General features: G+C 60.6%; 19 protein-coding genes. 6 read left to right on the top strand and 13 right to left on the bottom strand.

The window, feature by feature from the left end; translation table 11 throughout:
• Positions 1-68: 68 nt before the first annotated feature.
• The 4 genes from AC1Q8Q_RS12555 to AC1Q8Q_RS12570 all read right to left on the bottom strand — a co-directional run bounded on the left by AC1Q8Q_RS12555 (position 69) and on the right by AC1Q8Q_RS12570 (position 5,455).
• Positions 69-1,964, bottom strand: coding sequence for an FTR1 family protein (locus AC1Q8Q_RS12555; protein ID WP_168759108.1), 1,896 nt, complete (start codon positions 1,962-1,964; stop codon positions 69-71).
• A gap of 138 nt (positions 1,965-2,102) precedes the next feature.
• Positions 2,103-2,735, bottom strand: coding sequence for a homoserine/homoserine lactone efflux protein (gene rhtB / locus AC1Q8Q_RS12560; protein ID WP_151143718.1), 633 nt, complete (start codon positions 2,733-2,735; stop codon positions 2,103-2,105).
• Positions 2,736-2,963: 228 nt separating this feature from the next.
• On the bottom strand, positions 2,964-3,545 hold the full coding sequence (locus AC1Q8Q_RS12565) for a mechanosensitive ion channel family protein (protein ID WP_020797242.1): 582 nt from the start codon (positions 3,543-3,545) through the stop codon (positions 2,964-2,966).
• On the bottom strand, positions 3,545-5,455 hold the full coding sequence (locus AC1Q8Q_RS12570) for an ATP-binding cassette domain-containing protein (RefSeq protein ID WP_492615080.1): 1,911 nt from the start codon (positions 5,453-5,455) through the stop codon (positions 3,545-3,547). The genes AC1Q8Q_RS12565 and AC1Q8Q_RS12570 overlap by 1 nt, the downstream gene beginning before the upstream one ends.
• Positions 5,456-5,505: 50 nt before the next feature.
• On the opposite strand from AC1Q8Q_RS12570, the gene AC1Q8Q_RS12575 reads away from it, so the two are divergent.
• Entirely contained in the window at positions 5,506-5,970 is a 465-nt protein-coding gene (locus AC1Q8Q_RS12575; RefSeq protein WP_083349896.1) for a TIGR02444 family protein, read from the top strand.
• Here AC1Q8Q_RS12575 and AC1Q8Q_RS12580 read toward each other — a convergent pair.
• Positions 5,967-7,127 carry an AlgP family protein gene (locus AC1Q8Q_RS12580; protein ID WP_492615081.1) on the bottom strand — a complete coding sequence of 387 codons (1,161 nt, stop codon included), beginning with the start codon at positions 7,125-7,127 and terminating at the stop codon, positions 5,967-5,969. The genes AC1Q8Q_RS12575 and AC1Q8Q_RS12580 overlap by 4 nt on opposite strands.
• Before the next feature lie 192 nt (positions 7,128-7,319).
• Between AC1Q8Q_RS12580 and AC1Q8Q_RS12585 the strand changes: the two genes are divergently transcribed.
• Complete coding sequence (locus tag AC1Q8Q_RS12585; RefSeq protein WP_168759111.1) at positions 7,320-7,985, top strand: FKBP-type peptidyl-prolyl cis-trans isomerase; 666 nt, start codon at positions 7,320-7,322, stop codon at positions 7,983-7,985.
• A 61-nt stretch (positions 7,986-8,046) separates the two neighbouring features.
• Here AC1Q8Q_RS12585 and rsd read toward each other — a convergent pair whose 3' ends face one another.
• From rsd to AC1Q8Q_RS12620, 7 genes are all read right to left on the bottom strand, one after another.
• On the bottom strand, positions 8,047-8,505 hold the full coding sequence (gene rsd / locus AC1Q8Q_RS12590; protein WP_083349898.1) for a sigma D regulator: 459 nt from the start codon (positions 8,503-8,505) through the stop codon (positions 8,047-8,049).
• A gap of 176 nt (positions 8,506-8,681) precedes the next feature.
• A complete protein-coding gene (locus AC1Q8Q_RS12595; RefSeq protein WP_020799326.1) occupies positions 8,682-9,233 on the bottom strand; it encodes a disulfide bond formation protein B in 552 nt (183 codons plus the stop codon).
• Positions 9,234-9,463: 230 nt separating this feature from the next.
• Positions 9,464-10,702 (bottom strand): heme biosynthesis protein HemY, encoded by a 1,239-nt coding sequence (locus AC1Q8Q_RS12600; protein ID WP_492615082.1) that lies wholly within the window; start codon positions 10,700-10,702, stop codon positions 9,464-9,466.
• A complete protein-coding gene (locus AC1Q8Q_RS12605; RefSeq protein WP_020799328.1) occupies positions 10,699-11,847 on the bottom strand; it encodes a uroporphyrinogen-III C-methyltransferase in 1,149 nt (382 codons plus the stop codon). The genes AC1Q8Q_RS12600 and AC1Q8Q_RS12605 overlap by 4 nt, the downstream gene beginning before the upstream one ends.
• Before the next feature lie 16 nt (positions 11,848-11,863).
• Positions 11,864-12,631, bottom strand: coding sequence for a uroporphyrinogen-III synthase (locus AC1Q8Q_RS12610; RefSeq protein ID WP_033039378.1), 768 nt, complete (start codon positions 12,629-12,631; stop codon positions 11,864-11,866).
• On the bottom strand, positions 12,628-13,569 hold the full coding sequence (hemC, locus tag AC1Q8Q_RS12615; RefSeq protein WP_020799330.1) for a hydroxymethylbilane synthase: 942 nt from the start codon (positions 13,567-13,569) through the stop codon (positions 12,628-12,630). Before hemC ends, AC1Q8Q_RS12610 begins: the two co-directional genes overlap by 4 nt.
• A 138-nt stretch (positions 13,570-13,707) precedes the next feature.
• Entirely contained in the window at positions 13,708-14,454 is a 747-nt protein-coding gene (locus AC1Q8Q_RS12620) for a LytR/AlgR family response regulator transcription factor (protein WP_020799331.1), read from the bottom strand.
• 452 nt (positions 14,455-14,906) lie between these two features.
• Here AC1Q8Q_RS12620 and argH point away from each other — a divergent pair, with 452 nt between their 5' ends.
• Positions 14,907-16,301, top strand: a complete 1,395-nt coding sequence (gene argH / locus AC1Q8Q_RS12625; RefSeq protein ID WP_033039373.1) for an argininosuccinate lyase — start codon at positions 14,907-14,909, stop codon at positions 16,299-16,301.
• Between the two features lie 115 nt (positions 16,302-16,416).
• Here the strand turns inward: argH and AC1Q8Q_RS12630 are convergent, their stop codons facing one another.
• A complete protein-coding gene (locus tag AC1Q8Q_RS12630; RefSeq protein WP_168759112.1) occupies positions 16,417-17,076 on the bottom strand; it encodes a glutathione S-transferase family protein in 660 nt (219 codons plus the stop codon).
• 125 nt (positions 17,077-17,201) lie between these two features.
• On the opposite strand from AC1Q8Q_RS12630, the gene AC1Q8Q_RS12635 reads away from it, so the two are divergent.
• The 3 genes from AC1Q8Q_RS12635 to AC1Q8Q_RS12645 all read left to right on the top strand — a co-directional run bounded on the left by AC1Q8Q_RS12635 (position 17,202) and on the right by AC1Q8Q_RS12645 (position 20,859).
• Positions 17,202-17,486: a hypothetical protein gene (locus tag AC1Q8Q_RS12635; protein WP_020799334.1), complete on the top strand. Its 285-nt coding sequence runs from the start codon at positions 17,202-17,204 to the stop codon at positions 17,484-17,486.
• 85 nt (positions 17,487-17,571) lie between these two features.
• The gene (locus AC1Q8Q_RS12640; RefSeq protein WP_008066390.1) at positions 17,572-17,817 is read left to right on the top strand and encodes a TIGR02647 family protein; all 246 of its coding nucleotides are present in this window, start codon (positions 17,572-17,574) and stop codon (positions 17,815-17,817) included.
• A 195-nt stretch (positions 17,818-18,012) separates the two neighbouring features.
• Positions 18,013-20,859: a class I adenylate cyclase gene (locus AC1Q8Q_RS12645; protein WP_151143729.1), complete on the top strand. Its 2,847-nt coding sequence runs from the start codon at positions 18,013-18,015 to the stop codon at positions 20,857-20,859.
• Positions 20,860-20,866 lie beyond the last annotated feature (7 nt).

Consider the following 20,866-nt stretch of genomic DNA (forward strand, 5'->3'; position numbering starts at 1 on the left):
CTCCCACAGGTTATACACAAATCCTGTGGGAGCGAGCCTGCTCGCGAATATGAGCGAAGCGAATGCTGTTAAGCCGTAACCCGCCGCTTTTCAGCCACACGACTACGACCATACAACACAACGATCGCAACGATCGCCACCGCCTGCGCACTCAGCGAATACGCATCCGCATGAATCCCCAACCAATCGAACTCAAAGAACGGCACCGGCCGCGTGCCGAAGATACCGGCTTCCTGCAACGCCTTAACGCCATGCCCGGCGAACACCACCGACAAGGCACAGAGCAGGCCGGCGTTGATGCTGAAGAACAGCGCCAACGGCAGTTTCGCCGAGCCGCGCAGGATCACCCAGGCCAGGCCTACCAACAACACCAGCGCCGTCGCACCACCGGCCAGTACTGCGTCATGGCCCGCAGGGCCAGCCTGCAACCACAGGGTTTCATAGAACAGGATCACTTCGAACAGTTCGCGATACACCGAGAAAAACGCCAGGATCGCAAAACCGAAACGTCCACCACCGCCCACCAGGCTGCTCTTGATGTAATCCTGCCAGGCCGCGGCATGACGACGGTCATGCATCCACACACCGAGCCACAACACCATGACGCTGGCGAACAGGGCCGTTGCACCCTCCAGCAACTCACGCTGCGAGCCGCTGACATCAATCACATACGCCGCCAGCGCCCAGGTACCCAGACCGGCCAACAGGGCCAGGCCCCAACCGACATTGACACTTCGTACCGCCGACTGTTGGCCGGTATTACGCAGGAAGGCGAGAATCGCCGCCAGCACCAGGATGGCTTCCAGGCCTTCGCGCAACAGAATCAGCAGGCCGGAAATGAAGCTCAGCGACCAGCTCAAACCATCGCTGCCCAACAATCCGGCAGACGCTTTCAACTTGGCCTTGGCCGCCTCCAGGCGCTGTTCCACCTGCTCCACCGGCAGGCCATCCTGTAATGATTGACGGTAAGCCATCAGCGACTTTTCAGTGTCTTTGCGCACGTTGGCATCGACGTTGTCCAGGGAGCTTTCGACCAGCTCGAAGCCTTCCAGGTACGCCGCTACCGACAGGTCGTAGGCTTGATCGTGATCGCCTGCGCGGTAGGCCGCGACGCTCTTGTCCAGGGTAGTAGCGGTGTAGTCGAGCAACTGCGCCGGGCCACGCTTGGCTTGCGGCGGCTGAGCCCGTTGCGCGCGGAAAGTCGCTGCGCCCTGCGGACCGTCGGCGGCCTGCACTTCGGCCGGCGTCTGACGGGCCAGATCGGCAATGTTGTAGGTCTTGTCGCTACTGGCGGCCTGCGGATCGGCGCTGAAGCTGGCGATATAGGTTGCCAGGTCCCAACGCTGACGATCATCGAGCTGATCGCCGAAAGCCGGCATATCGGTGCCTTCGACCCCCAGGCCCAGTGTGTTGTAGATCGCGTAGAGGCTCAGGTGGTCCAGGCGCGTGTTATCTCGCAAATTGGCCGGCGCTGGGGTTAGCCCCACACCCGCCGGACCATCGCCAGCGCCGGTTTCGCCGTGGCACACCGAACAATGCTGGGCGTACAGTGGCGCGCCGCGAGTCGGGTCCGGGGTAATGATCGGCGCCTGGCTGACTTCATAGGCCACGGCCAATTTTGCGCCGAGTTGCCGAGCCTGGCGGGCAACGTCCGCACCGTCCCGACGCGCGGAGATCGCCTCGCGCAGCGCGCTGACGCCCTGCTCCAGCCCGGCTTTTTCCGGTTTGGCCGGCATGCCGGCGATCAAGCCTTGCAACACCTGGACAAACTCCAGCTGTTCGCGGTATTCGGATTCGTTGACGACCTTGCCTGCCTGCACTGCTTGCGGATAGTCCGCGCCGAGGTAATCGAGCAAGTGCAGCGCTTGCGGAGCGCCTTCCACGGTGTCGGCCAGCAGATTAAAGCTGCACAGGGCAAACACCGGCGCTAACAGCCAGGCCAGGAATCGGGACGGGGCAATCATGAACGAATCTCAATTGGAAATACGAAGTAACATATTGTTCACTCCCAATCAGTTTCACTCAAGCTTTGTCGTCGATTGCACGACAGCGCATAAACGCAAAAGGCGACCTGAAGAGGTCGCCTTTTTTGTGCTTGATGCTTAAACCGTGGCTTTACGCAGGGTGGCCATGAACGCCGCCGCGCCAATGAACAGCCCGGCAAAGGTACGGTTCATGCGCCGTTGCTGTTTCGGCGTGCGCAACATACGCAGCACCTTCGAGGCCAAACCGGTGTAACCGGCCATGACGATCAGGTCCACGCAGACCATGGTGACACCGATGATCACGTACTGGATCAGCAGTGGCGCGTGCGGATCAATGAACTGAGGCAACACCGCCAGCATGAACACCAACGCCTTGGGGTTGCTGATGTTCACCAGGAAGCCTCGGAACACCAGGGCCATTGGCTTGCCAATCTGCCGGATCGCCGCGTCATCGCTCATATCGCTGGGTAGCGCACGCCATTGTTTGATGGCGAGATAAACCAGGTAGGCCACACCGAACCATTTAATCGCATGGAAAGCAGTGGCCGACGCCGTGAGAATCGCGCCGACACCGGCGCCAACAATGGCAATCTGCACAGCAAGGCCCAACTGCAAGCCCAAGGCGTTCCAGTAGCCGCGCCAGAAACCGTACTGCAGGCCACTGGACATCGACGCAATGGCGCCGGCACCGGGAGAAAGACTGATCACCCAGCAGGCGGCAAAAAACGCCAGCCATGTTTGAAGCTCCATTGCACACCTCGACTCGGACTCGTGACAGATGTCTAAGCTAATGCGGCTTTGGGTGGATGACTACCGATTTTTTGAAGGAAGTGGCGACTGCCGACCAGCGTTGTATGCCTTTAGGTCCCTTTCGCGAGCAGGCTCGCTCCCACCTTGGCTTGCGTCTCTCCTGGTTGAACCTGGTCGAGTGTGGGAGCGAGCCTGCTCGCGAAGGCGGTGTATCAGGCAACAGAAGGCCTACTTTTCAAACCCGCTGGAAGGAAACACATCAGTCCCGCGCCAACGCCGCACCGATCGCTGGAAGAACAAACTGTTGGGCACCTGCACCATCGCGCTACCAGTACCCAGCTCTTCAGCCTCGATCAACGTGGTGTACAGCAGATTGATCGCCACTACCCGGCCTTTGACGCCGGGCTTGTCGGTGGTGTCCACCAACTCGACCACATCGCCCAGGCGAAACGGCCCGACTGTGAAGATCAGGATCGCGCACAACAGATTGGAGAGCACGCTCCACATGGCGAAAAACGCCACCGCCGCCACCGCGACGAATCCCGACAGCGCGGTCCAGAGCACCGTGGCCGAAACCCCCAGGCGCTCCAGCACAAAAATCAATGCACTGCCCATGATCAGCCAACGCAGGCCGCCGCGCAGCGGCATCAGCAACTGCGGCGGAAACGGATAGCGCTCACCGAGACGGGTCAGGCACTTGGCAACGAAACGCTGGGCGATGTAGCCAGCCAACAGGATCAGCAGGATTTGCACAGCGAGCCAGATCGGCTCGATCCACATCGCTGGCAGCGGCAGCTTGAACGCCTCCATCAGGACAGCGCCTCCAGCTCCGCCTGCATGCTTTCCAGCAGTTCCAGGGCTTCCATCCAGGCTTCTTCCAGCTCCCCTTCGCGCACCTTCAGCTTGGCTTGCTCGGCCAGCAAGTCACGCAACTCGTTTTTGCGCATCGGCTCGTAGATATCGCTGTCGCCAAGGCTGGCATCGATCTTCGCGAGTTTCTCGTGCAGCTTGCCCAGCTCGGCTTCGAGCTTGTCAGCCTCACGCTTGTGCGGCGCCAGTTGCTGGCGCAATGCAGCGGCAGCCTGACGCTGGGCTTTCTTGTCGGTCTTGTCCGGGTTAACCGGGGTGTTGCTGACCGGCGCATTGCGCTGGCGATACTCCACCAGCCAGCGGGTGTAGTCTTCCAGGTCACCGTCGAACTCTTCGACCTTGCCGTCTGCCACCAGATAGAAATTGTCGGTAGTGCTTTTGAGCAAATGGCGATCGTGGGAGACCACCAGTACCGCACCACTGAATTCCTGCAAGGCCATGGTCAGCGCCAGGCGCATTTCCAGGTCCAGGTGGTTGGTCGGTTCGTCGAGCAGCAACAGGTTCGGCCGGTCCCAGGCAATCAGCGCCAGCGCCAGGCGCGCCTTTTCGCCACCGGAGAAATTCAGGACTGGCTCGTCGATCCGCGCGCCGCGGAAGTCAAAGCCCCCGAGAAAGTCACGCAGGGTCTGTTCGCGCTCGGTTGGCGCCAGGCGTTGCAAGTGCAGCAACGGGCTGGCCTTGGCATCCAGGGAGTCAAGCTGGTGCTGCGCGAAGTAACCAACGACGGTATTTTCGCCACGGGTCAAGCGGCCCGCCAGAGGCGAGAGCTCACCGGCAAGGTTTTTGATCAAGGTCGATTTACCGGCGCCGTTCGGGCCAAGCAAACCGATGCGCGCACCGGGAGTCAGTTGCAGCTTGACCTTCTCCAGCACGGTTTTCTCGCCGTAACCCAGGCGGGCATCAGACAGGTCGATCAGCGGGCTGGAAATCTTCTGCGACTCGCGGAAGACGAAGTCGAACGGCGAGTCGACGTGCGCCGCCGTCAGCTCTTCCATGCGCTCCAGGGCCTTGATCCGGCTCTGGGCCTGGCGGGCCTTGGTCGCCTGGGCCTTGAAGCGGGCGATGTAGCTTTCCATGTGCGCCCGTTGCGCCTGCTGCTTCTCATAGGCCTGTTGTTGCTGGGCCAGGCGTTCGGCTCGGGCACGCTCGAAGGCGCTGTAGCCGCCGCGATAGAGGGTGATCTTGCGTTGATCGACGTGAGCCACGTGATCGACCACGGCATCGAGGAAGTCCCGGTCGTGGGAAATCAGCATCAAGGTGCCAGGATAGCTTTTGAGCCACTCCTCGAGCCAGATGATGGCGTCGAGGTCCAGGTGGTTAGTCGGTTCGTCGAGCAACAGCAGGTCCGAAGGACACATCAAGGCCTGCGCCAGGTTCAGGCGCATCCGCCAGCCACCGGAGAAATCGCCGACCTGGCGATCCATCTGCTCGTTGGTGAAGCCCAGGCCGGCCAGCAGCTTGCGCGCCCTTGCGTCGGCGGTGTACCCGTCGGCGCTGTCCAGCTCGGAGTGGTAGCGGGCCTGTGCGGCACCGTCATGGGCCGCTTCGGCTGCCGCCAGGTCACGTTGCACCTGGCGCAGGCGCAAGTCGCCATCGAGCACGTAGTCGACCGCCAGGCGTTCGAGCGTGTCGACCTCCTGGCGCATGTGGGCGATACGCCAGTCGGCCGGCAGGAAGCAATCGCCCGAGTCCGGGTGCAGCTCACCCCGAAGCAAGGCGAACAGGCTCGATTTGCCGGCGCCGTTGGCACCGATGAGGCCGGCTTTCTGGCCGGCGTGCAGGGTCAGCTCGGCGTCATCTAGCAGACGTTGCGGGCCACGCTGTAAAGTCAGGTTCTGAAGTCGAATCATAATGGCGGCGGAGTCTACCAGCTTCGCTCGCAACTGGCGCGAGTAGCACTATGTCCTCTGACCTGTGGAGCTTTTCCCTTACCCTTTATGCGCGTCCGGGCGTTGAACAGGCATGCCTGCAAATGCAGGCGGCCGGCGTCAGTGTGTGTCTGCTGCTGTGCGCGGCATGGCTGGGACAGCGGGGTATCGCCTGCGATGAACAGCGCCTGGAGAAACTTCGCGGTGTGGCACAAGCCTGGGACGTCGATGTCGTGCAACCGTTGCGGGCGCTGCGCGTGCAATGGAAGGTTGCCGCCGAACAGGATGCCGAGCTGCACTTGCTGCGCGAACAGGTCAAGGCACTAGAATTGGAGGCCGAGAGAAATCTGCTGTTGCGCCTGGAGCGATCGTCTCGGGATTGGCCGCACGGTGTCGCGACCGACCTGGCGATCTGGCTGGAAGGTGTGACGGCAGATGCCGCCCACCTGCACCGCGACGCGCTGCATCAGCTGCGCGTCGCGGTAACCGGCACTTAAGAAGCGCTGGTTGGGTTGGTGCTGGAGTTCGACGGTGCCACTGGCGTTGGCGCGGTGGAGGCTGTCGAGGTTGTTGCTGTCGGCGTAGGAGCAGCCGAAGCGGATGGCGCTGGCGCTGGCGTCGCTGGCTTGGCAGCAGGGGCCGGAGCCGGCTTGGCAACAGCGGCCGGTTTTTTCACGGCAGGTTTCGCTGCTGGTTTCGCTGCCGGTTTTGCTGCTGGCTTGGCAGCGGCGGGTTTTGCTGCCGGTTTCGCCGCGGCAGGTTTTGCGGCGGTGGCTGGTTTGGCCGCAGCGGTTTTAGCCGCTGGTTTTGCAGCAGGTTTCGCGGCAGGTTTCGCAGCTGCTTTCGCCGCCGGTTTGGCCGCTGGTTTTGCAGCAGGCTTGGCAGCGGTTTTCGCCACGGCAGGTTTGGCAGCCGGTTTCGCAGCGGCAGTTCTAGCGGCTGGTTTGGCGGCTGCGGTTTTGGCTACGGCAGGTTTCGCAGCGGCGGTTTTGGCAGCCGGTTTCGCGGCCGCTGTTTTGGCAGCAGCTGGCTTGGCAGCAGCTGGCTTGGCAGCAGGTTTGGCAGCAGCGGTTCTAGCAGCCGGTTTTGCAGCACTGGCCGCGACAGGTTTTTTCGCTGCAGAGGTTGCAGCAGGTTTGGCTGCGGCTTTCACCGGTGCCTTGGCGGCAGGTTTGGCGGCAGGCTTGGCCGGTGCTTTTGCGGCAACCGGTTTGGCAGCGGCTTTCTTCGCAGGAGCCGCAGCTGGCTTGGCCGAACGCAGGGACAACGCCTTGCCGACAGCCTCTTGAACGCGACCAACACCCTGGGCCAGTTTCAGGCTTTCCTGGGCGTCGCGCTTGAGTTGCAGGATGTAGCCGCGAGTTTCCGATTGACGATCCTTGAGTGCATCAAGCAGGTCCTCGAGCTCTTTCACCGCGCCCTTGGCCTTGGCTTGCGCCTTGGCCTTTCCGGCCGCCGCTGCGTCCTGCAATTTGGTGCGGGATTTGTGCAGTTTCTCTTGCGCTTTTCCGCGCTGCTTTTCCAGTTTGGCGAGCAATTTTTCAGCATCAGCCAAAGCTTCGGAACAAGCGTTTTCCAGATGCTCGAGCAGGCTGCCCGAGAGTTGTTGGAGCAGGTGCAACGGAGTACTTACAGGCTTCTTGGTGGCCGACATGGTTTACCTCCTGGCTGGGGTGAGTGCGGCTCATACTAGACCTCTGCTGCTACCGCCGCTAGGGCATCTTGACAGTATCCAAAGCGCTGCGTTGCAACGAACTGAAAATGTTCTGCGCTGGCGCAAAAGCAGTTCACCTTTGAATGCATTCGCACTGGCATAATCGGCCGCATCCCAGGCTGGAGAGTGTCGATGTCGCGCTACCTGTTTTTATCGTTTTGCGTGTTTTTTTCCGTAGCCCAAGCCGCCGAAAAAAACCCGGAAAAAGACGCTCACGATCTCGCTTACAGCCTGGGAGCAAGTCTCGGCGAGCGCTTGCGCCAAGAGGTTCCTGACTTGCAGATTCAGGCACTGGTCGACGGATTGCAGCAGGCCTATCAAGGCAAGCCACTGGCGTTGAAGGACGAGCAGATCGAACAGATTCTGAGCGAGCACGAAGCGCGGGTGAGCATGCAGACGCCTGCGCCGCAAAACACGTTGGCGCTGGAAAACGAGCAAAACTTTCTCGCCAAGGAAAAAGCCAAACCTGGCGTTCGCGAATTGGCGGATGGAATCCTGCTGACCGAGTTGGCACCGGGTAACGGCACCAAGGCCGGACCAAACGCAAAGGTCCAGGTGCTTTACATCGGGAGACTTCCTGACGGCACAGTGTTCGACCAAAACAATCAACCGCAATGGTTCAGTCTCGATAGCGTGATCAGCGGCTGGCGCAGCGCGCTGCAAAACATGCCAGTCGGTGCCAAATGGCGCCTGGTGATTCCATCATCGCAGGCCTATGGCGCCGACGGTGCCGGCGACCTGATCGCCCCCTTCACTCCCCTGGTATTCGAAGTCGAATTGCGCGACGCCTCCAGCTGAAAGCACAAACGAAAAACGGTGCGCCATGGCGCACCGTTTTCATGTTTTGCGGGGAGAACGATCAGGCCTGAACCGAATCTTCTTCCTTGTGAGCGGTATGCAGCACTTCGATCAGGCAGTCTTCCAGTTCGAAGCGCTCATGCAGCAAGCCCCCCAGCGTCTTGAACTCATCAGCAACACACTTCCCGGCATCGCACAGGTCGTTGAACGCGAGGAGTTTCTCGGTGATGACGTCGATGCGTGGGTAGATGGTCTCGGCGAGTTCCAGGCCACGCTTGTCGTTGAAGGCCTTGGCCTCCCCCGTCAATTGTTCGTAGATCTCGAAGTGGCCGGCGGATACGTAATCGACCAGGACGCCGCAGAACTCTTGCAAGGGCTTGCGGTTCTCGGACAGTGCCTCAGGTTTTGCTCCGAGCTTGTCGTACGCATCGATCAGCTCTTTACGCTCCTGCAACCAGCGGTCAATCAGCAGATGAACTCCACCCCAACGTTCCTGAGCATTCTGACAACTTTCGAGCATGGCGGTCTCTCTTCCCTTGTGGGTCATGCTGCTCTACACCTGTCACACACTTGAGAATCAAGATCGACCAGGCAGAGCGTCATCGAGCAACATAAATCCAATGACACGTGCGGGCCAGATTATGCCCGCACGACGGTGGCTTCAAGGTACTCAGACGATAAAGTTCATACAAGTGTTTAATCTTTGGCAAGCACCCGATGCGACGACTCGCCGCCGAGCGGTCGTCTGCTGGCGCTCAAGGCCAGGCCAATGAGCTGATAAATTCCCGGAATCATCACCGCTACGAAGAACAGCAGGCTCCATTCCGGAATGCTCAAATCGAACAACGTCCAGGCTATCCGCGGGCAGTCGACGGCACTCTGGAACAACTGCTGCGCAACCCGTAACCACGGGGCGCTGGTAAATACCTCGGCAAGGTCGGGCGAGCAGGCGGAAAGTTGATGCACTGGGTCGCTTTGCAGCAACACCTGGCGCCAGGCCGTGAATGTGCCCAACAGGCCGCAGAACAGCCCGAGCAGCCAATACACAAAGGCCCCCAGGCGACCGGGACCGTGCACCGAAGCTATCAGGCTCAAACCGGTCAACAGCGCCAGGCAAGCCCGCTGCAACAGACACAAGCCACATGGCTGGAGGCCGACTGCATATTCCAGGTAATAGGAAACGCCCAAGGCCAGGGCGCCTGCGATGAACACAGTGAAAAACAGGGAGCGGGGGCAGGCCAACGACATGGCGTTTCCGTAACAATAAGAGTCCGACAGCTACGGTAGTGGAAACTGCGCAACCCTTACAAGGCGGGCAGATGCAGACACTTCAGCAAATACGTTAGGAAATCCCGACAGGCATCGGAGGATAAGATGCAATGGTCTGTAGGACTTTGCTGAAGCGGGATTGTGAAGGGAGAATTCCGACAGACTCTGGAGCAGCGGATCGCCCATTCGAGCGATCCTTCACTCAGTGGTCAAACGCGAGCCAACACCGGCAACGGTGCCGCCAGCAAGCGCTCATCGAGCAAGCCCAGGCCTTCCTGGAATAGCTGGTTGCTGCGTTCGGTGTCTCCCATCTGTGCCAGCAGGCGGGCCAGTTCGGCGCATGCTTCCGGGTTGCGCTGTACCCGCAGACTGCTTTCCAAATAATCCCGGGCCTTGCCCCACAGGCTGCTTTGCAGACACAGGCGACCCAGCGTCAGCAACAGGCCAGGATCTGTCGGATGATCCTTGAGCCAGCCCTCGGCGAGTTGCAACTGGCGAGCCGGGTCACTGCCGCGTACCAATCCATAAAGGCGCGCCAGATGACTGTCATAGTTACGCTTCAGCGCCGTGCGCAAGACTTCTTCGGCCTGCACCTGGGCCCCCAGTTGCCGCAGTTGCTCGGCATAGGCGAGCACCAATTGCGGCTCTTGGCGCTGAGCCGAAGTCAGCTGTTGCCACGCGCGATCGAGCGCCTGTAAACCGAGCGCCCCTTCCACGTCCTTATGCGCCGCCAGGGACAGGTTCTCACCCCAGGCTCGACGCTCCAGTTCGGCCAGTTCAGCCGCTGGCAGGACTTTGTCCTTGCGCAGCTCAGGCAGCAAGCGAATCACTGCCGACCAATCACCTCGCTGCTGATGCAGGCGCTGCAACTGACGCAGCGTCTGTGCGTTATGCGGATGACGCTCGTGCATGGCCTGCAGGGTCACCAGGGCGCCCTCGGTATCACCACGATCGGTCTGCAACTGCGCGTGATTCAAGGCAATCGCCAACTCGGCCTGGGGCTGACGCTCCAGAGCACGCTCCAGCAGCTTGTCACTTTCTTCGTATCGACCTTGTTCGTTCGCGGCCCGCGCAGCCCCGAGGTAGTAAAGCAGCGGCTGGCGCTCGGCTTCTGCGGCCCGATGCAAATGACGCTGCGCGCTGGCCCAGCGACCTTCGGCCAGGTCCAGCTGCCCATGCTCTATCGCCACCTGGATCCGGCGACTGCGATTGCGCCGTGACCACGGGTTGACCACGCCACCGGAGGTCGTCACCAGTTCGATCAACGCCTTGATGCCCCAGAAGACCAGCCAGAGAACGGCGATCAAGGCCAGGGTTGCCCACAGGCTCGATTCGTAGCGAAAGCTCTTGTAGGCGATCAGGACGTAGCCTGAATGCTCGGCGATGGCCAAGCCCAGCGCAGCCGCAGCCGCAATGGCCAGGAACACGATCACATAGAGGCGTTTCATGGGGTGGCCTCCTGCGCGGTATTCGCGGCAGGTTTGGCCAGCGGCTTGATCGAGTCCTCGGCGTTGACGTTACGCCGCTCCAAATAGCCCTGGACCGCACTCAGGGTGCCAGTCAGGTCCGGGGTGACCACGGAGACCGGCTGCTTGCTCAGTTCCGCTACCTGTTCGAGCATCACTTTGCTCTGGGGATTGTCCGGGTTGAAGTTGCCCTTGAGCACATCCCGCGCCTCTGCCAGTGCTTGCGAATACACCGCTGCCTGACCGTTGAGTGCAGCCCATTGCGCCTGCTCCAGCGCCAGGCTCAGCGCGAGGCGAACCTGACTCAGGCTCTGCCCGGCCAGCAAAGGACGAACATTCTTGTCGGCGTTGAAATCGATACGGATGTAGCGCGAGATCTGATCCCACCATTGCGCCCAGCGGCTGGCGCCGTCGCCATCGGCGGTCAGTCCCAGCAAGGATTCGCCGCGATCCTTGTACTCGGGCGCGAGCTCGGTCAGGTTGATCACCTGGTCGCGCAACGCCCCCAGTCGCAGGAACAAACCGGTGCGATCCGGCTGTTCGGTGCTGCGCAGGGCCACCAGGGTCTTGGCCACTTGCTCGCGAGCGGCAAAGGAGCCAGGGTCATTCTGTTCACGGAGAATTTCATCGGCGCCTTGCACCAGGGCTTGGGCGCTGCTGATGTCCTGCAGGGCCGAAAGGCGCAGGCTGGCCAGACGCAGCAAGTGCTCGGCCTCTGCCAGTCGCCAATCCTTGCGGCTGGCGCCGAGGACGGTTTCCAGGCGTTGATTGAGTCGCTGCTGATCACCCTGAAGCTGAATCACCAGCCGACTGCGCTCTTCCAGCACATCGGCGCCGGGCAGTTGCTCCAGACGCGCGCTTAGGCGTTGATCATTGAGTTTCAGGCTCTGCGCCTCGTCACTCAACGCCTGCACCTGACCCAACTGCTGTTGGTTGATCGCTTGCAGGTGACGCACCTGCCAGACCCCCCAACCACCCACCGCGACACCGGCGGCGCCCAGCAGCAGCGCGACGATGGCCAGCCCATTGCCGCGGCGCTGCACCGCAGCAGGTGGCGGCTGCATTTCATCAACCGGCGCTTCAAGCACTGGCCGGACGTCATCTTTTGGCAAGGCTGTTTCGCTCACGTATCCATCCTTTGCATTAGAGAACGGGTTCGGGATACTCCCGCAACGCCGTCAGCAATGCCGTGGCGCTGGCGCCACGACAATCCACAACTGTTTGGGCTCCGGCGGCACGTGCCAGCTCGGCGACCCTGGGGCTTGGTACAAACAACGGCAACCGCGACAACTGCGGCCAGGCATCGCCAGCCAATTGATGCAGGTGCTCAAAACCTTGTCCACTGCTGACCACCAGTGCATTCAGGCGTTCCGTTTCGATCCGCTGCTCCAAGGCTGCCGAGGGGTATTGCGGCAGCTCGCGGCGGTACAACTCCAGATACTCGACACTAGCACCTGCCTCGCGCAAACGCTCAGCCAGCAGTTCACGCCCGCCCTCCCCGCGCAAAATCAGCACACGCGGATCAGGCCCGGCGAGAGCCTCGCGCAAACTCGCAAGCTCGAGCAAGGCTTCGCTGTCGTCGCCCTCCTCCGGAAAGCTCACGTCCATGCCGTGATCCTGAAGAATCCGTGCCGTCGCGCAGCCGACGCTAAACCACTTCACACGCGGTGCTTGAGAGCAAAATCGCTCGAGCAGTTCGACGCCGATTCGCGCAGCGGGCTTGCTGACCACAATCACCGCACTGTAGCGATCGAGCTCGCGGATCACTTCGCAGATTGTGTCAGAGACAGGGATCGGCACTATGTCTAAAAGCGGCAAGCTACTGCTGAAAATCCCCTGGTCGGCCAAAAGACTGGCCAACGCCGCCGACTCATCCGCCGGACGCGTCAGCAGCAGGCGCCAGCCCGTCACTCGTGGCCTGCCTCGCCGTAGACCGCTTTCAGAATTTCGGCGGCGCCCTGGCTCAAAAGGTCTTCGGCCACTTGCACCCCCAACGCCTCGGCGTCACCACGCGGCGCTCGGGCCTGGGCACTGAGCAGCAGGCCGCCACTCGGATCTCCCACCAGGCCACGCAACCAGACCTGTTCACCCTCAAGCACGGCGTAGCAGGCGATCGGCACCTGGCAGCCGCCATTGAGGTGTTTATTGAGGGCACGTTCGGCGCTCACGCGAGTCGCGGTGTCCTGGTGATGCAGCGGTGCAAGCAGTGCGTGGATTTCGCTGTCGGCGGTGCGACATTCGATGCCCACTGCGCCCTGGCCACCGGCCGGCAGGCTGTCGTCGACACTGATGGCCGAGGTGATGCGATCTTCAAAGCCCAACCGGATCAAGCCGGCGGACGCAAGGATGATGGCGTCGTATTCGCCAGCGTCGAGCTTGGCCAGGCGCGTGTTGACGTTGCCGCGCAGGAAGCGGATCTCCAAATCCGGACGACGGCTCAGCAACTGGGCCTGGCGGCGCAGGCTCGACGTGCCAACGATGCTGCCCGCAGGCAATGCATCGAGGCTGGCGTAAGTGTTGGACACGAATGCATCGCGAGGGTCTTCGCGCTCGCAAATACAGAACAGGCCGAGACCTTCGGGGAAGTCCATCGGCACGTCTTTCATGGAATGCACGGCGATGTCGGCTTCGTTTTCCAACAGCGCGGTTTCCAGTTCCTTGACGAACAGGCCCTTGCCGCCGATTTTCGACAGGGGTGAGTCAAGCAGCTTGTCGCCGCGACTGACCATGGGCACCAAGGTCACGAGCAGACCCGGATGGGCCTGTTCCAGACGGGCTTTGACATATTCGGCCTGCCACAGGGCAAGAGCGCTTTTGCGGGTGGCGATGCGGATCTGGCGAGAGGACATGGATCAATCCGTACTGAATAGATACGGCGGATAATAACAGCTCAGCCAAATCCACTTTGACTTGTATCAGAAACTACTCGGCCTCCCTGGCCCCGGATATCCGGCAATCGGGTGTGAAGTCCGCCAGCAACCAGCGAATCAAAGCTGTTGCATCATTTTCCTCACGCCGGCCACATGGCGTCGGCTGACGATCAATGCATCGCCGTTCAGGCCCTTTAGAAACAGCTGGAAATGCCCCAGCGGTGTTCGTTGCAACCGTTCGATGCGCTCGCGAGCGACCAGTGCGTTGCGGTGAATACGCACGAAACGGTCACCGAACTCATCTTCAAGGGCTTTGAGCGGCTCATCCAACAGCACCTCACCGCTTTCGTGACGCAAGGTCACGTACTTGTGGTCGGCAATAAAATAGACCACCTGGTCCAGCGGGATCAGTTCGATCCCCTTGCGGGTACGAGCACTGATATGGCTGCGCGGGCCGTTGCCACTTTCGGCGGCAGGGCGAGTCAGGGCGGCGAGTTGGCCACGATTGGGCCGTTCGGCTTTTTTCAACGAGTCATGTAATTGTTCAGTTCGCACAGGTTTCACCAGATAGCCTACGGCGCTGGCCTGTAAGGCTTCCACGGCAAATTCATCGGGCCCCGTGCAAAACACCACGGCGGGCGGGGTTTCACGTTCGCACAATCGCGCGGCCACTTGCAGGCCATCGAGGCCTGGCATGCGGATATCAAGAAGCACGATATCCGGCTTGTGGCTGTCGATCAGTGCCAACGCTTCATCGCCGTTCGTAGCGCTGGGCTCCAGGACACTGTATCCCTCGAGCTCGCCAACCATTCGGCTCAGGCGCTCGCGGGCAAGGGGGTCGTCATCAACGATCAGGACATTCATATTGCGCTGGATTCCTGCGTGAGTCTCGCACAAGGATAGCGTAGACAGGTGAAGTGACGTCCGTCACCGCGATCCACGCTAAGACTAGCGCGAGCGTCAAAAAGTGCCGCTGGTCGGGCAGCTAAATTTTTATCTGCCGGGCGATTAGCGGCCCAGGCCCGCTTTGGCGACACATCGCCACAGGGTTTGCTGATACGCAATATGAACACCCCCTCTTCTTATAGTCCTCTTGCGCACCGAGAAGTGCGCTCATCCTACTGTCCAACTGTAGACGGTTGCCGGAACGTTATTGCTCAATTGAAAAATATCGTTGTGCAAATTGTTCGCACACATGCTCTGACACCCTGGGCAATGAAAACCAGTCGACCAGTGCCAGCGACAGGATTGGCAACCCTGTTATTATCCGCGGCAGCTTTCAACGCCATCTTTCTACAGCCGATACGAGCGAATTCATGAGCACTGACAAGACCAATCAGTCCTGGGGCGGCCGCTTCAGTGAACCCGTCGACGCCTTCGTCGCCCGCTTCACCGCCTCCGTCACCTTCGACCAGCGCCTGTATCGCCACGACATCATGGGCTCGATCGCCCATGCCACCATGCTGGCCAAGGTCGGTGTGCTGACCGATGCCGAGCGCGACAGCATCATCGATGGCCTGAAGACCATCCAGGGTGAAATCGAGGCCGGCCAGTTCGATTGGCGCGTCGACCTCGAAGACGTGCACATGAACATTGAGGCACGCCTGACCGACCGCATTGGCGTGACCGGTAAAAAACTGCACACCGGCCGCAGCCGTAACGACCAGGTCGCCACCGACATTCGACTGTGGCTACGTGACGAAATCGACCTGATCCTCGGCGAAATCACCCGCCTGCAAAAAGGCCTGCTGGAGCAGGCCGAGCGCGAAGCGGGTAGCATCATGCCTGGCTTCACTCACCTGCAGACGGCTCAGCCGGTGACCTTCGGGCACCACATGCTGGCCTGGTTCGAAATGCTCAGCCGCGACTACGAGCGCCTGGTCGACTGCCGCAAGCGCACCAACCGCATGCCACTGGGCAGCGCCGCGCTGGCCGGCACCACCTACCCGATCGACCGCGAATACACCGCCCAACTTCTGGGCTTCGACGCCGTGGGCGGCAACTCGCTGGACAACGTGTCCGATCGCGACTTCGCCATCGAGTTCTGCTCAGCGGCCAGCATCGCGATGATGCACTTGTCGCGCTTCTCCGAAGAGCTGGTGCTATGGACCAGCGCGCAGTTCCAGTTCATCGATCTGCCGGACCGTTTCTGCACCGGCAGCTCGATCATGCCGCAAAAGAAAAACCCTGACGTGCCGGAGCTGGTACGTGGCAAGAGCGGTCGTGTATTCGGCGCGCTGATGGGCCTGCTGACCTTGATGAAAGGCCAGCCCCTGGCCTACAACAAGGATAACCAGGAAGACAAGGAACCGCTGTTCGACGCCGCTGACACACTGCGCGACTCGTTGCGTGCCTTTGCCGACATGATCCCGGCGATCAAGCCAAAGCACGCGATGATGCGCGAAGCAGCCCTGCGCGGCTTCTCCACTGCCACCGACTTGGCCGACTACCTGGTACGCCGCGGCCTGCCTTTCCGCGACTGCCATGAAATCGTTGGCCATGCCGTGAAATACGGCGTGGAAAACGGCAAGGACCTGGCGGAAATGAGCCTGGAAGAACTGCGCAAGTTCAGCGACCAGATCGATCAGGACGTGTTTGCCGTGCTGACCCTGGAAGGTTCGGTCAATGCCCGTAACCATATCGGCGGGACAGCGCCAGCACAGGTCAAGGCCGCCGTAGCACGCGGTCAGGCACTGCTCGCCAGCCGCTAAAAGCTAAAAGCTAAAAGCTTCGCGAGCAGGCTCGCTCCCACATTGGATGGTGTTCACACATCAAATTCTGTGGGAGCGAGCCTGCTCGCGATGACTGATTTCAGAACGCTACAATCTACTTCTTGGACGCGATCATCGCCATGAACGCTGGCATCGCTGCTTCCTTGTCCGCCGCAATTCGCTGAACATTCGGGTTATCGCCCAGACGCTCCAGCAGCGCCTTGGCTGCCGGCAGCTCAGCCAGTAGATCGATCTCGAACAGCTTCTTCGCTACTCCGCACGCCAGCGGCACGCTGTACAGGAAATAAAGATCCGCCACGCTCAGGTTTTCGCCTGCCACGTAGGGGCTGAATTTTCCGTGCCGGCCTAGCGCCGCAATACCCTGCAATAGTTCGGCCTTGGTTTTTTCCTTGATCGCATCCGGTAGCGTCATGCCAAAAAACGCTTCGGGATAAGAGGCACGCGCCGGTAGCTCGATATACAGCTCGATCTCCTTGGCCAGCGCCAGCACCTGCGCCCGCTCAAAGGGGTCGCTTGGCAGCAATGACTTGCCACCCTGGCTTTGCTCGATGTATTCGAGAATCACACTGGTTTCATTGATGAATCCCTGCTCTGCCTGCAGTACCGGAACTTTTCCGCGCGGGCTGATGGCCAACGCCTCAGGGCTGGTGCCCGCGTAAAACGGCACTTCTTCGAACGGCAATCCTTTCTCCAGCAGCGCCAGCTTGACCATGTTGTAGTAGTTGCTGACGGAAAAACCATAAAGCTTGAGCATCACATAGCCTCCAGGCTGTGCGGGGGTGGGCAGTGCCTGTTTATAGAATGCTCCGGGCTTTCTTTCCAGCAGCATCACGCGGCTGAATGCAGTTAAACTGATGAACTTTCCCAGAGGAGCCTGCCATGACCGAGCCAACCGATATCGATAACGACGAAGAAGAATTCGCCGAAACCACGCTGACCGAAGCCATCGAGAACCAGATCGAAAGCGACAATCCGCCGGCTGCCAAAGCGACCTTCAACAAGCTGACGCTGGTGGGCTACGAGCGCGAAGACATCCTCAATCTGATGGCTCACGTTTTGGCCATAGAAATCGACACGATGCTCGACGAAGACCGCGCGTTCAATACCGAATGGTACGAAGCCGCGCTGCGGGCTCTGCCCGAGTTGCCGCCGGAAAAGAAATAACCCTGTCACGAACACTGGACATGCCGCACAAGTGGGATCACCTTAGGGACGCTGTCGCCAAATTCCTAGAAAGTCTGGAGTCCTTATGTCGCTTACCCCTGAGTTGGTTGCCGAACTGGAAGTCCTCGCACTCTTCAACCTGGACAGTTCCCAGGAAGGTTTGAAAATTCATCAAACCGCTGCCCCGAAACACATTGCCGCTGCCAAACGCCTGCATGAAAAAGAACTGATCGACCAGCCTGATGGCGGTTACCTGACCAGCCTGGGTCGTGATGCCGCGCAAAACGTGCAAACCGTGCTCACCATTCTGAGAGCCGAAGAAACAGCCTGAATTCCCCTGCACCGCCCACGGAAACTCCTGCTCAAGGATTTCCGCGGGCGCACTTTGTAGCCCGCTTTCGTAACACGATACAAATCTGACGCCAGAAATAAAAAATCAGCTTAAAAGTCCCGGGGCCCAGGCGCTAAACTGCCCCTCATCCCGAGAGCCTCCACGTCCGAGCCCTGCGAGCCGGTTTGAGCTGACATGACCCGCACCCATGAAATCCGCCCCGATCTGGACCAGGGAATTGACCGCAAGGTGCTCAGCCAACTGCGCGCACGCTTCCTCAAGCTCAACGAGGGGCGCATGGCCCGTGCCATGGAAGGGTTGTCGACGCGCCAGCAAGGGGTATTGAACCTCCTTCCGCTGTTCTTCCATGTCAATCACCCATTGCTGCCGGGTTACGTTTCGGGCGGCACGCCGGCCGGGCTGTCGAATTTCGAGCCGGATGCCAACGTCCTCGCCGAAGCCCAGCGCCTGACCCGCTCCTTTTCCTATAAGCCGCGCCACGGCAGCAATCCACCACGGCCGATTCACGGCCTGTTCCTGATGGGTAGCCTCGGCACCCTGGCCCAGGCCGACCAGAGCGATATGGATGTGTGGGTCTGCCACAGTCCGGACCTGAGCGAAAACGAACTGACCGAGTTGCGCCGCAAATGCCATCTGCTCGAAGCCTGGGCTGCGACCCAGGGCGCCGAAGCGCACTTTTTCCTGATCGATCCGGTCCGTTTCGTAAAAGGCGAGCGCGACGGCCAGTTGAGTTCGGAAGACTGCGGTACCACCCAGCATTATCTGTTGCTGGACGAGTTCTATCGCACGGCGATCTGGCTGGCGGGGCGCACGCCGATCTGGTGGCTGGTGCCGGTGTATGAGGAAGCCAACTATGCCCAGTACACCCATACCCTGACGTCCAAGCGCTTCATTCGCGCCGATGAAACCCTGGACCTGGGCCATCTGGCCCGCATTCCGCCCGGCGAGTTCATTGGTGCCGGGCTCTGGCAGCTGTTCAAGGGCATCGAGTCGCCGTACAAGTCGGTGCTCAAACTCCTGCTGATCGAGGTGTACGCCAGCGAACACCCCAGAGTCCAATGCCTGAGCCTGCGTTTCAAACAGGAGGTGTTCGCCAATCGGCTCGACCTCGATGAGCTGGACCCGTACGTCGTGGTCTATCGGCGCATCGCGCAGTACCTCATCGCCCGCAACGAACCGGAGCGGCTGGAGTTGGTGCGCCGGGCGCTGTACCTGAAGGTCAACCGCAAACTCACCGGCAGCGGTGGGCGCACCCAGGGCTGGCAACGCTCATTACTTGAGCGCCTGGCCCGCGAATGGCAATGGGATCAGCGCCAGTTGGCCCTGCTGGATAGCCGCAGCCAGTGGAAAGTCCGCCAGGTCATCTCGGAGCGCCGGGCCCTGGTCAACGAACTGAATTTCAGCTATCGCTTCCTGACCCAGTTTGCCCGCCATGAACAAACCATCAGCCCGATCAACAAGCGCGACCTCAGCGTACTGGGCAGGCGACTGTACGCAGCGTTTGAACGCAAGGCGAACAAGGTCGAGTTCATCAACCCCGGAATCGCCCCGGACCTGGCCGAAGATACCCTGACGCTGGTGTACGCGCCGAGCAGGAAAGAACCGGACCAAAGCCAGTGGGGCTTGTACAACGGCAGCCTCACCGCCCTTGAGTGGGAACATTTCGCCCCGATCAAACGCAGTCGCCATTTAATCGAGCTACTCGCCTGGTGCCACCGCAACGGCGTGATCGACAGCAGCACCCGCCTGGCCTTGCACCCGGGCAGCAGCGACCTCAGCGAATTCGAGCTGTTCAACCTGCTTGGCAGCCTGCAACAAAGCATTCCCCTGCCACTGCCGGCCGTCGCCGAAAAAGCCCTGCTGCGTGCCAGCGCGCCCAGCGAAGTGCTTATTCTGGTAAACGTTGGCATCGATCCACTCAAGCACCACCGCGAACTGAACATCCTGATGACCACCGAGCGCACCGACTCCTTGAGCTACGCAGGCGTAAAGGAAAACCTGGTGCTGACCCTGGACCAGGTCACGCTCAACAGCTGGAACGAGGTGCTGGTCAGCCGCTACGACGGTCCCCACGCCCTGCTTGATTGCCTACGCGACTATCTCAACGCTCTGCCTGGTGGGCCACGCCAACCCAGGTTGAGAGTCCGTTGTTTCTGTCACAACCGTGCGCAATTCATTGCCCAGCGCGTCGAAGACATTCTCGAAACCGCGCAGAACCTGCTGCTGAGCAATCTCAATCACCGCTATCTGATCCAGGTCCAGCAGCATTACCACGTACTTGAGCTGATACCCGGCCAGGTCAATCACATCACGCAGGCCACGCTGCCGGGACTGCTGGACTGTCTCGGCGAAGACCGGGCGAGCTACAGCCCGCTGCACCTGGACCCGATGGCATTGGACGACCACGACCTGTCCTTGCTGCTGCCGATGGGTCGGCCCGGCTGCATCCAGGTGTTCTACCGGGTCAATGAAGCACAGGCCGATCTGTACGTGCTCGACGAATTCAATGCCCTGTGGCAGCAACGCCTGCCGTGGCATGACGAGCAAAGCCTGCTGGCGCCGCTGCAGCGTTTCCTGCAATCGATCCAGTACCGGCGCGACGCCGCGTTGCCAATGGACACGGCTCAGCCTGCGAACCTGGACACCCGGTATTACCAACTGCTGCCTTCGGGTACAGGCCGGGCGCGGCGGGTGGATGCGCGGTCGGCACCGCAAACCCCGGTCAACAAACCCTTCTATGACGTACAGGCGATCGTCGGCAAAGCCGCTCCGGGCAAGTTGCAGGTCACGTTGTATTGCAATCAGCGGGAGTTTAGCGAGCTGGAACATGGCGACCAGCTGTTCAGCGTGGTCGCCCGGGAAATCGTCGAGCAGCGCCACGAGACCGAACGCTACCGCTGCTACATCACCGATCTGGACCTGTCAGGCCTGCTCGGTGATGGTCAGGGGTCAAGCAATCTGTATCTGCGCTACAAGGCCGACCTGGAGCGCGCATTGAACGAGGCGCTCGGGCAGGTCTGAAAGGGCG

The sequence above is a fragment of the Pseudomonas sp. GW823-FHT06B06 genome, from assembly GCF_058795195.1.

What these genes read in the sequence shown, in the direction of transcription:
- AC1Q8Q_RS12620 (WP_020799331.1), bottom strand. Translation starts at nt 14,454, where the DNA reads ATGAATGTCCTGATCGTTGATGACGACCCCCTTGCCCGCGAGCGCCTG.
- AC1Q8Q_RS12565 (WP_020797242.1), bottom strand. Translation starts at nt 3,545, where the DNA reads ATGGAGGCGTTCAAGCTGCCGCTGCCAGCGATGTGGATCGAGCCGATC.
- hemC (WP_020799330.1), bottom strand. Translation starts at nt 13,569, where the DNA reads ATGTCCTCTCGCCAGATCCGCATCGCCACCCGCAAAAGCGCTCTTGCC.
- AC1Q8Q_RS12630 (WP_168759112.1), bottom strand. Translation starts at nt 17,076, where the DNA reads ATGCTCAAGCTTTATGGTTTTTCCGTCAGCAACTACTACAACATGGTC.
- AC1Q8Q_RS12585 (WP_168759111.1), top strand. Translation starts at nt 7,320, where the DNA reads ATGTCGCGCTACCTGTTTTTATCGTTTTGCGTGTTTTTTTCCGTAGCC.
- AC1Q8Q_RS12580 (WP_492615081.1), bottom strand. Translation starts at nt 7,127, where the DNA reads ATGTCGGCCACCAAGAAGCCTGTAAGTACTCCGTTGCACCTGCTCCAA.
- AC1Q8Q_RS12635 (WP_020799334.1), top strand. Translation starts at nt 17,202, where the DNA reads ATGACCGAGCCAACCGATATCGATAACGACGAAGAAGAATTCGCCGAA.
- AC1Q8Q_RS12555 (WP_168759108.1), bottom strand. Translation starts at nt 1,964, where the DNA reads ATGATTGCCCCGTCCCGATTCCTGGCCTGGCTGTTAGCGCCGGTGTTT.
- AC1Q8Q_RS12600 (WP_492615082.1), bottom strand. Translation starts at nt 10,702, where the DNA reads ATGAAACGCCTCTATGTGATCGTGTTCCTGGCCATTGCGGCTGCGGCT.
- rsd (WP_083349898.1), bottom strand. Translation starts at nt 8,505, where the DNA reads ATGCTCGAAAGTTGTCAGAATGCTCAGGAACGTTGGGGTGGAGTTCAT.
- AC1Q8Q_RS12570 (WP_492615080.1), bottom strand. Translation starts at nt 5,455, where the DNA reads ATGATTCGACTTCAGAACCTGACTTTACAGCGTGGCCCGCAACGTCTG.
- AC1Q8Q_RS12575 (WP_083349896.1), top strand. Translation starts at nt 5,506, where the DNA reads ATGTCCTCTGACCTGTGGAGCTTTTCCCTTACCCTTTATGCGCGTCCG.
- AC1Q8Q_RS12595 (WP_020799326.1), bottom strand. Translation starts at nt 9,233, where the DNA reads ATGTCGTTGGCCTGCCCCCGCTCCCTGTTTTTCACTGTGTTCATCGCA.
- AC1Q8Q_RS12645 (WP_151143729.1), top strand. Translation starts at nt 18,013, where the DNA reads ATGACCCGCACCCATGAAATCCGCCCCGATCTGGACCAGGGAATTGAC.
- rhtB (WP_151143718.1), bottom strand. Translation starts at nt 2,735, where the DNA reads ATGGAGCTTCAAACATGGCTGGCGTTTTTTGCCGCCTGCTGGGTGATC.
- AC1Q8Q_RS12640 (WP_008066390.1), top strand. Translation starts at nt 17,572, where the DNA reads ATGTCGCTTACCCCTGAGTTGGTTGCCGAACTGGAAGTCCTCGCACTC.
- argH (WP_033039373.1), top strand. Translation starts at nt 14,907, where the DNA reads ATGAGCACTGACAAGACCAATCAGTCCTGGGGCGGCCGCTTCAGTGAA.